This is a genomic window from Nocardiopsis halotolerans DSM 44410, from assembly GCF_000341065.1.
Lineage (GTDB): Bacteria > Actinomycetota > Actinomycetes > Streptosporangiales > Streptosporangiaceae > Nocardiopsis > Nocardiopsis halotolerans.
Map to the genome: position 1 here is coordinate 11633 of NZ_ANAX01000044.1, position 9434 is coordinate 21066.

Sequence of the window (9434 nt, forward strand, 5' to 3'; positions counted from 1 at the left end):
CGACCTGCTCGGCTACGGCCTGTCCGCGATCACCGTCAGGGCCGAACTCGCCGCCCGCGATCCCGAAGACGCGGACACGGAGTTACGGGACATCGCGCGGATGGCCCGCAGGACCCTCGCCGAACTGCGCACCATCCCGCACGACGGCCCGGAGGTCTCCCTGCACGTGGAGAGCGCCTCGGCCCGTGAGGTCCTCACCGCCGCGGGCGTCGACGTGCGGCTCGACATCGACGCCGGACTGCTCGACGACCGGGTCGACGCGCTGCTCGCCACCGTGCTCCGCGAGGCCGTCACCAACATCCTCCGGCACAGCCGGGCGCGCGAGGTCACCATCCGGGTGGCCGCCACCGACGCCCGCGTGCTCCTGCGCGTGGCCAACGACGGCGTCTCCCCCGGCGCCTCCGGCGCGCACGGCGACGCACGGACCGCGCGTCGCGGGGGGAACGGCATCGTCAACCTCACCGCGCGGGTGGCCGTGGCGGGCGGTGAACTCACCGCCGGGCCCACCGGCGACGGCGGGTACGAGCTCGTCGTGATCCACCCCGTGTCCCCCGGAGCGCGCTCCGGCGACCCGGACCCGGCACCGGCGGGGGCGTGAGCCGGCGGCGTCAGAGCCATCCCGCCTCGGTCGCGATGCGCACGGCGTCCAGGCGGTTGCGCGCGTCGAGCTTGACGACGATCGCCCCGAGGTAGTTGCGCACCGTGCCCCTGGCCAGGTGGAGCCGGGCGGCGATCTCGCCCGGATCGTCGCCCTCCCCGGCCAGGCGCAGCACCTCCACCTCCCTGGGCGTCAGCGGGTTCGCGGGGGCCTCGATGGTGGCCGTGGCCAGGTTCGGGTCGACCACCCGTTCACCGGCCGCCACCCGGCGGATCGCGTCGGCCAGCTCGGCGGGGGGCGCGTCCTTCATCATGAAGCCCCGGGCCCCGGCCGCCAACGCCCTGCGCAGCACCTCCGGACGTCCGATCTGGGTGAGGATCAGCGTGCGGCACCCGGGCATCCGCCCGAGGATCTCCGCGGCGGCCTCGATGCCGTCGACCCCCGGCATCTGGACGTCGAGGACGGCGACGTCCGGGCGGTGTTCGAGGGCGGCGGGCACGACGGCGTCCCCCGAGGACACGTCCGCGACCACCTCGATGTCCGGTTCCATGGCGAGCAGCGCCATCAGCGCGCCCCGGATCATGTGCATGTCCTCGGCCAGTAGAACCCTGATCACGCCCCGCTCCCCCACCTCAGCCACGGATCTGACATGGTACGTACCACGGTTCGCGGCCGGGCGCCGCACGAGGGGGTCGTCGGCGGACTCCCACAACACCGCCCGCCGGGGGCGGAGTGTCAGCCGTGCATACCGGGTCCTGAAGGTCCGGGGTCAGGTCAGTTCCCGCGCCAGCAGCGGGATCTGGCCGCCCGCCAGCACCGCGTCGACCTGCGCGGGCGAGAGCTGGTGGTTGAGCCGGTGCTCCTCGCCCTTCGTGGTGTTGCGCACGGTCAGCTCGGGGCCGGAGGACAGGGCGTCCTCCAGCCCGTCGAGGACGAGGACGTCGCCGGTGTCGATCCGGTCGTAGTCGCCGGGATCGTCGAAGCGCAGCGCCAGGACGCCGAAGTTGGCGAGGTTCTGCCAGTGGATGCGCGCGAAGGACTTGGCGACCACCGCACGAAGTCCGAGGTAGCGGGGGGTGATCGCGGCGTGCTCGCGGGAGGAGCCCTGGCCGTAGTTCTCCCCGCCGACCACGATGTGGCCGCTCCCCCCGGCGGTCTCCCGGGCCCGGCTCGGGTAGTCCTCGTCGATCCGGGTGAAGGTGAACTCGGCGAGCTTGGGGACGTTGGAGCGGAAGGGCAGCGCGCGGGCGCCCGCCGGGGAGATCTCGTCGGTGGAGACGTCGTCGCCGACCTTGAGCAGCACCGGCGCCTCGATCCGGTCGGGCAGCGGCGGGAAGTCCGGCAGCGCGGAGATGTTGGGGCCCTTCACGGGTTCGACCCGCGCCGCCTCCTCGCGCGGCAGCGGCGGAACCAGCATCGCGGTGTTGACGCTGGCCCTCTCCGGCAGCCGCAGGTCGGGGTGGGCCATGCCCAGTTCCTCGGCCAGGTCGCGCGGGTCGGTGATGACGCCGGTGAGCGCGGAGGCCGCCGCCGTCTCGGGCGAGCACAGCCAGACCGAGTCCTCCTTGGTGCCCGACCGGCCGGGGAAGTTGCGCGGGAAGGTGCGCAGTGAGTTGCGGCCGACGGCGGGCGCCTGTCCCATCCCGATGCAGCCCAGGCAGCCCGCCTGGTGGATGCGGGCCCCGGCCTCGATGAGGTCGAAGGTCGCTCCCATGCGGGTCAGGTCGGAGAAGATCTGGCGCGACGACGGGTTGACGTCGAAGCTGACCGCGCTGTCGGTCTGGCGGCCCCTGACCATGGCGGCGGCGATGGCGTAGTCGCGCAGCCCCGGGTTGGCCGAGGAGCCGATGACGACCTGGCTGACGTCGGTACCCGCCGCCTCGCGGACCGGGACGACGTCTCCGGGTGAGGAGGGCCGGGCGATCAGCGGCTCGATCCGCGACAGGTCGATCTCGTCGGTCACGTCGTAGTCGGCGTCGTCGTCGGGCAGCAGCTCGGTGAAGTCCTCCTCGCGGCCCTCGGCGCGCAGGAAGTCGCGTACCGCCCCGTCGGCGGGGAAGACCGTGGTGGTGGCGCCCAGTTCGGCGCCCATGTTCGCGATGACGTGGCGGTCCATGGCGGTGAGTGTGGCGACCCCGGGGCCGTGGTACTCGATGATCCGGTTCAGTCCGCCCTTGACGCCGTGCCGCCGGAGCATCTCCAGGATGACGTCCTTGGCCGAGGTCCACGGAGGCAGCTCACCGGTGAGGCGCACGCCCCAGATCCGGGGCGCCCGGACGCGCAGCGGTCGGCCGGCGATGGCCATGGCGACCTCCAGGCCGCCGACGCCGACCGCCAGCATGCCCAGCGAACCCGCGGCGCAGGTGTGGGAGTCCGAGCCGACCATCGTCTTCCCGGGTGCGCCGAAGCGCTGCATGTGCGTGGGGTGGGACACGCCGTTGCCGGGCTTGGAGTACCACATGCCGTAGCGGAGCGCCGACGTGTGCAGGAACGCGTGGTCCTCGGCGTTCTTCTCGTCGGCCTGCAACAGGTTGTGGTCCACGTACTGCACGCTGACCTCGGCGCGGGTGCGGTCCAGGCCGAGCGCCTCCAGCTCCTGCATCACCAGGGTGCCGGTGGCGTCCTGGGTGAGGGTCTGGTCTACGGCGATCCCGATGACCTCCCCGGGCGCCATCTCCCCCTCGACCAGGTGCGTGTCGATCAGTTTGCGCGCGACGCCGCGTCCCATCTCGTTCTCCCCTCGCCTGCTCCCTCCCTCGCTCCTGACCGCACGGACGCACGGCAAACGGGATACGGCCGGTCCCGACCGTTCCACGAGGGACAGCGGCGAGGGTCTTGTCACACAAACGGGTGTTCCGTACCATACTGGGCATCCATCGAATCGATTCGACGGACGCGTACACCCATTCGTCGAATCGATTCGACAACTCTGGAGGGAGGTCGCGATGGTCACCATCAAGGACGTCGCGGCGGCGGCGGGAGTGGCGCCGAGCACGGTGTCCTACGTGCTCAGCGGGTCCCGGAGGGTCTCCGAACGGACCCGGGCCGCGGTGCGCGCGGCCGTCGACGACCTGGGCTACCACCCCAACGCGGGCGCACGCTCCCTGCGCAGCACCCGCACCAACGTGATCGCGCTGGCCCTGCCCCTGGGATCGTCCAGCTACCTCCCCGTCGGCGGACGGTTCATGTACGGGCTGAGCAGCGCCGCCGGGAGGCTGGGCTACGACCTGCTCCTGCTCACCGTCCGCGACGGCGACGCCGGGGCGTACGGACTGGAGCGCGCCGCACGCAGCAGGCTCGCCGACGTCGCGGTGATCATGGGCGTCGAGATGGAGGACCCCCGGATCGGCGCGATGGACGCGCTGGGGTTCCCCGTGGTGGTCCTCGGACGCCCCGCCGACGAGGACGCCGCACCCTGGGCCGACCTCGACTGGGAGGAGGCCGCCGCCGCGTCGCTGCGGCTGCTCCACGACGCCGGGCACCGCAGACTGTGCTTCCTGTCGACGGTCGAGGAGGACATCGCCTCGGGCCGCAGCTACTCCGTGCGCGGTCTGCTCGGTGCCGAACGCGCCATGACCGAACTCGGCGTCGCCGTACGCACCCTCCCCTCGGCGGAGGACCCCGCCGAGCTGTACCGGCGGGTGGGNCGGCGGTTGGACGCACTGCTGGACGCCGATGACGCGCCCACCGCGCTCGCCGTCCAGCACCCCGCCGCCGTGCCCGGCGTCCTGCGGCACCTCGCGGAACGCGGGATCGACGTGCCGGGGGACCTCTCCCTGGTGGCCATCGGCAACTTCCCCGAGGACCTCGGCGGGCTCGACGTGACCCGGATCGAGCTGCCCGTCGAACGGATGTCGTCCGCCGTGACCCGGTTGGCCGTCGCCGCCGTGACGGGAGGCCCCGCCGGTGGGCGGCACGAACTCATACCGCCCGAGATCACCGGCGGCGGAACGGTCGCGCCTCCGCCCTGACCGGGGGCCGCCCCGCCCGACCGGCCCGGTGGCCCCGTCCCCGAATCCCCGCACCGAAAGCACCGTTGACAGCGCCAGCCCCTCAGGGCCGACGCCGCCCCCCTGTCCACACGAGGCACTGATGCAACAACATCCCCGTCGTCACCGTCCGCCCCGAGCGGTGTCCGCGACGGCCTGCGCCCTGGCGTTCTCCCTGGTGAGCGTCGGCTGCGCGGCCGAACGCGACCCCGACGTGTACACGATCATGAACTCCAGCACCGACGAGCCGTACCACACCTGGGACGGGGAGGCCATGGAGGCCTGCGGAGCCCAGGTGGGCGTGGAGGTGCGCCAGATCAGCGTGCCCGCCGACCAGCTCGTCCCCAAGGCCCTGCGGATGGCCTCGTCCAACTCCCTGCCCGACGTCCTGAACATCGACGGCTCGGACCTGCCGCAGTTCGCCGCCGCGGGCGGCCTGGTTCCGTTGGAGGAGGTCGGCATCTCCACGGAGGGCCTCTCCGAGGGGGCGCTCTCCATCGGCAGCTACGAGGGCGAGTACTACGGCGCGGCCCGGTCGGTGAACTCCCTCGGCCTCTTCTACAACGCGGACGTCCTCGCCGAGGCGGGCGTCGAACCGCCGGAGACCTGGGAGGAGCTGAAGGCGGCCGCCGCCGAGCTGACCGAGGGGGAGCGCTACGGCCTCGCCATCAGCGCCCTGGCCACCGCGGACGGCGTCTACCAGTTCCTGCCGTGGCTGTGGTCCAACGGCGGTGACGAACGGGAACTCTCCTCGGAGGAGTCGGTGGAGGCGCTGGCCCACGTCACCTCCCTGGTCGAGGAGGGATCGGTCTCGCCCTCGGTGGTCAACTGGACGCAGGCCGACGTGAACGACCAGTTCATCGCGGGCAACGCGGCCATGATGGTGAACGGACCCTGGCAGCTGCCGGTCCTGGAGGAGCACCCCGAACTCGACTGGGTCGTGACCGAGATCCCCGTCCCCGAGGCCGGGGACACCCCGATCGCCCCGATCGGCGGCACGACCTTCACCGTGCCGGTCAACAACGAGGACCCCGGGCGCGAACGCGTCGCCGGGGAACTCGTGGCCTGCCTGACCACGGCGGAGGCGCAGCTGGACTGGTCGACCAAGGGCAGCAACGTGCCCGTCGACCGCGAGGCGGCCGAACGGTACCGCGACCTGGTCCCGGAGCTGGCCCCGTTCGTGGACCAGGTGCGCACGGCGCGCAGCCGGACCGAGTACGTCGGCACCGAGTGGAACACCTACTCCCAGGCCATCGGCACCGCGTTGCAGGCGGCGCTCACCGGCCAGGCGAGTCCCCGGTCGGCGATGGAGACGGCGCAGGCCCGGGTCGAGGCGCAGCTGGGGGGTCGGTCATGACGATGACGGCGACCGCGCCGCGCAGGCGCCAGGTCCTCACGAAGTGGCTGTTCATCGCCCCCGCGCTGCTGTACATGCTGCTGTTCTTCGGGTATCCGCTCGTCCGCAACGTGGTGATGAGCTTCCAGGACTACACCTTCGCCACGTACTTCACGGGGGAGGCGCCGTTCAACGGCCTGGACAACTGGCGGGCCGTCTTCGCCAACGACCTGTTCGGCGCGTCCCTGTGGCACACCCTCGTGTTCACGGTGGGCTCGCTGGTGGGCCAGTTCGGCATCGGCATGGCGCTCGCGGTCTTCTTCAGCCGCCGGTTCCCGCTGTCGGGGATCATGCGGTCCCTGCTCCTGCTGCCCTGGCTGATCCCCATGGTCGTGGCCGGCACCGTCTGGCGCCGGGTCCTGGACCAGGAGACCGGCGTGCTGAACGAGTCGCTCCAGGCGCTGCACCTGACGTCGTCGGCCGTCCCCTGGCTGAGCAGCCCCGACTTCGCCCTGCTGTCGGTCGTGCTGGTCAACATCTGGATCGGGATCCCCTTCAACATGGTGATCCTCTACGGCGGGCTCCAGGAGATCCCGGCGGAGCTGCGCGAGGCGGCCGTCCTGGACGGCGCGGGCCCGTTCCGGTCCTTCTTCCAGGTGACCCTGCCCATGCTGCGACCCGTCGTGACCGTCGTGCTGGTGCTGGGCTTCATGTCGACGGTGAAGATCCTGGACCTGATCCTGGCGCTCACCAACGGCGGCCCCGCGCACTCCACGGAGACGCTGGGCACCCTCACCTACCAGCTGTCGTTCCTCCAGCTCGACTTCGGCCAGGGCGCCGTCGTCGGCAACGTCCTGATCCTGGTCAGCATGGTGTTCGCGGTGATCTACCTGCGCGCCAACCGAGGAGGTGTCACCCGATGAGCACCCTGTCGAACAGCACCGCGCCTCCGGCCGCGGGCCCCGCCCCGAGCGGCGCGGCGGCGAACGCCGTACGGCGGCCCAGGCGACCGCTCATGACGCGCAGGGCGCGGGGCGACGCGGCGAGCGTCGTGTTCGGCGTCCTCGTCCTGGCCGTCCTGCTGTTCCCGCTGTACTGGATGGTCAACACGGCGCTGCAACCGGACGCCGCGATGGTCGAACTCCGGTGGTTCCCGCACACCCTCGACCTCAGCAACTTCCAGCGGGCCTGGGAGTCGCAGGCGGGCAACCTGCTCACCTCGATCCTGGTGGCGCTCGGCGCGGTCGCGGTCTGCCTCGCCGTCGCCGCCCCGGCCGCCTACGCCCTGGCGCGGTTCCGGCTGCGCGGCGCGGAGACGGTCGTGTTCGCCACCCTGATCACCCAGATGGTTCCGGGCATCGTCGTGGCGAACGCGCTGTACAACGCCTACGTCGAGCTGGAACTGGTCAACTCCTACCTGGGGCTGATCCTGGCCGACGCGTCCCTGGGGATCCCCTTCACGATCGTCCTGCTGCGCGCGTTCATGGTGTCCATCCCCGAGGAGGTGCTGGAGGCCGGGATGCTCGACGGCGCCGGGCAGCTGCGCGTCCTGGTCTCGGTCGTGCTGCCGATGAGCCGCAACGCGCTGATCACCGGTGGCCTGTTCACCTTCCTGTTCGCGTGGTCGGACTTCCTCTTCGCGCTGACCCTGAACACGACCGACGCCGTGAAGCCCGTGACGCTCGGCATCTACGAGTACATCGGCGCGCACGTCGGGGACTGGGGCGCGGTCATGGCCGTGGCCGTCCTCTCCTCGGTCCCGGCGGCGGTGCTGCTGGTCGTCGCGCAGAAGTACGTGGCCGCCGGAATCTCCGGAGGATCGATCAAGTGACCCGACGCCGACCGCGCCACCGACGAACCGAGACGAAGACGAGAGGGAAGAACCGCCCATGAAGTTCACCGACGGCTTCTGGCAGATGAGGGAGGGCGTCCGCGCGAACTACGCGCGCGAGACGCGCGACGTCCAGGTACACGACGACCGGTTCACCCTCTACGCCCCGGTGCGTCCGATCGGGCACCGGGGGGACACGCTCAACACACCGCTGATCACGGTCGACTGCTGGTCGCCCGCCCCCGACGTGATCGGTGTGCGGACCACGCACCTGGCCGGGTCGGTCCGGCGCGCCCCGGCGTTCGACGTGGCGGACGACCCCGACGCCGCGCCCGTGGTGACGCGGGAGGACTCCGCGATCGAGCTGACCAGCGGGGCGCTGTCGCTGCGTGCGAGCACCGAGGGCCCCTGGCGGCTGGAGTTCCGCTCGGGTGAGACCACGCTGACCAGCGTCGACGCCAAGGGCACCGCCTTCGTCGAGGACGCGGACGGCGCCCACCACGTGCTCGGGCAGCTGTCGCTGGGGATCCGCGAACTCGTGTACGGCATGGGTGAGCGCTTCACCCCGTTCACGCGCAACGGCCAGACCGTGGACATCTGGCAGGCCGACGGCGGCACGAGCAGCGAGCAGGCCTACAAGAACGTGCCGTTCTACCTGACCAACCGGGGCTACGGGGTGTTCGTGGCGCACTCGGGGCCGGTGTCGTTCGAGGTCGGCTCGGAGTCGGTGGGCCGCGTGCAGTTCAGCATCGAGGACCACGCCCTGACGTACTACGTCATCCGCGGGGAGACCCCCAAGGAGATCCTCGCGAGGTACACCGCGCTCACCGGTCGTCCCGCGCTGCCCCCGCAGTGGTCGTTCGGGCTGTGGCTGTCCACGTCGTTCACCACCTCCTACGACGAGGACACGGTCAACCGCTTCATCGACGGCATGGCCGAGCGGGAGATCCCGCTCAGCGTGTTCCACTTCGACTGCTTCTGGATGCGCGAGTTCCACTGGTGCGACTTCGAGTGGGACCCGGACGTGTTCCCCGACCCCGTCGGCATGCTCTCCCGGCTCAGGGCGCGGGGTCTGCGGACCTGTGTGTGGATCAACCCCTACATCGCCCAGCGGTCGGCGCTGTTCGAGGAGGGCGCCCGGCTGGGGCACCTGGTCCGGCGGCCCGACGGGACGGTGTGGCAGTGGGACATGTGGCAGGCGGGGATGGCGCTGGTCGACTTCACGTCCCCCGACGCGCGCGCGTGGTACGCGTCCAAGCTCAAACCCCTGCTCGACATGGGCGTGGACTGCTTCAAGACCGACTTCGGCGAGCGGGTGCCGACCGACGTCGTGTGGTCGGACGGCTCCGACCCGCAGGGCATGCACAACTACTACGCGCAGCTCTACAACGAGACGGTGTTCGACCTGCTGGTCCGTGAGCGGGGCGAGGGGGAGGCCGTCCTCTTCGCGCGCTCGGCCACGGCGGGCGGCCAGAGCTTCCCGGTGCACTGGGGCGGGGACTGCGCCTCGTCGTTCGACGCCATGGCGGAGAGCCTGCGCGGCGGACTGTCCCTGGGACTGTCGGGGTTCGGCTTCTGGAGCCACGACATCGGCGGTTTCGAGGGCACCCCCGACCCGGCGGTGTTCAAGCGGTGGCTCGCGTTCGGCCTGCTCTCCTCGCACAGCAGGCTGCACGGCAG

At 71.5% G+C, this 9434-nt stretch carries 8 protein-coding genes; 6 read left to right on the forward strand and 2 right to left on the reverse strand.

What is annotated here, in order from left to right:
- Positions 1–28: 28 nt before the first annotated feature.
- Complete coding sequence (locus tag D455_RS36100; protein WP_394296614.1) at positions 29–598, forward strand: sensor histidine kinase; 570 nt, start codon at positions 29–31, stop codon at positions 596–598.
- A gap of 10 nt (positions 599–608) precedes the next feature.
- Here the strand turns inward: D455_RS36100 and D455_RS0103505 are convergent, their stop codons facing one another.
- Positions 609–1214, reverse strand: a complete 606-nt coding sequence (locus D455_RS0103505; protein WP_017569385.1) for a response regulator transcription factor — start codon at positions 1212–1214, stop codon at positions 609–611.
- Between the two features lie 153 nt (positions 1215–1367).
- Positions 1368–3326, reverse strand: a complete 1959-nt coding sequence (locus tag D455_RS0103510) for an aconitate hydratase (protein ID WP_017569386.1) — start codon at positions 3324–3326, stop codon at positions 1368–1370.
- 217 nt (positions 3327–3543) lie between these two features.
- On the opposite strand from D455_RS0103510, the gene D455_RS0103515 reads away from it, so the two are divergent.
- The 5 genes from D455_RS0103515 to yicI all read left to right on the forward strand — a co-directional run.
- Positions 3544–4569, forward strand: a complete 1026-nt coding sequence (locus D455_RS0103515; RefSeq protein WP_017569387.1) for a LacI family DNA-binding transcriptional regulator — start codon at positions 3544–3546, stop codon at positions 4567–4569.
- Positions 4570–4690: 121 nt separating this feature from the next.
- Entirely contained in the window at positions 4691–5944 is a 1254-nt protein-coding gene (locus D455_RS0103520) for a sugar ABC transporter substrate-binding protein (protein ID WP_026122278.1), read from the forward strand.
- Complete coding sequence (locus tag D455_RS0103525; protein WP_017569389.1) at positions 5941–6846, forward strand: carbohydrate ABC transporter permease; 906 nt, start codon at positions 5941–5943, stop codon at positions 6844–6846. The genes D455_RS0103520 and D455_RS0103525 overlap by 4 nt, the downstream gene beginning before the upstream one ends.
- A complete protein-coding gene (locus tag D455_RS0103530) occupies positions 6843–7754 on the forward strand; it encodes a carbohydrate ABC transporter permease (RefSeq protein WP_017569390.1) in 912 nt (303 codons plus the stop codon). Before D455_RS0103525 ends, D455_RS0103530 begins: the two co-directional genes overlap by 4 nt.
- A gap of 58 nt (positions 7755–7812) precedes the next feature.
- A partial coding sequence (gene yicI / locus D455_RS0103535) for an alpha-xylosidase (RefSeq protein WP_017569391.1) occupies positions 7813–9434 on the forward strand: 1622 nt, incomplete at its 3' end.

Coding starts and splice junctions, on each gene's coding strand:
- D455_RS0103520 (WP_026122278.1), top strand. CDS start 4,691: ATGCAACAACATCCCCGTCGTCACCGTCCGCCCCGAGCGGTGTCCGCG.
- D455_RS0103510 (WP_017569386.1), bottom strand. CDS start 3,326: ATGGGACGCGGCGTCGCGCGCAAACTGATCGACACGCACCTGGTCGAG.
- D455_RS0103530 (WP_017569390.1), top strand. CDS start 6,843: ATGAGCACCCTGTCGAACAGCACCGCGCCTCCGGCCGCGGGCCCCGCC.
- D455_RS0103525 (WP_017569389.1), top strand. CDS start 5,941: ATGACGATGACGGCGACCGCGCCGCGCAGGCGCCAGGTCCTCACGAAG.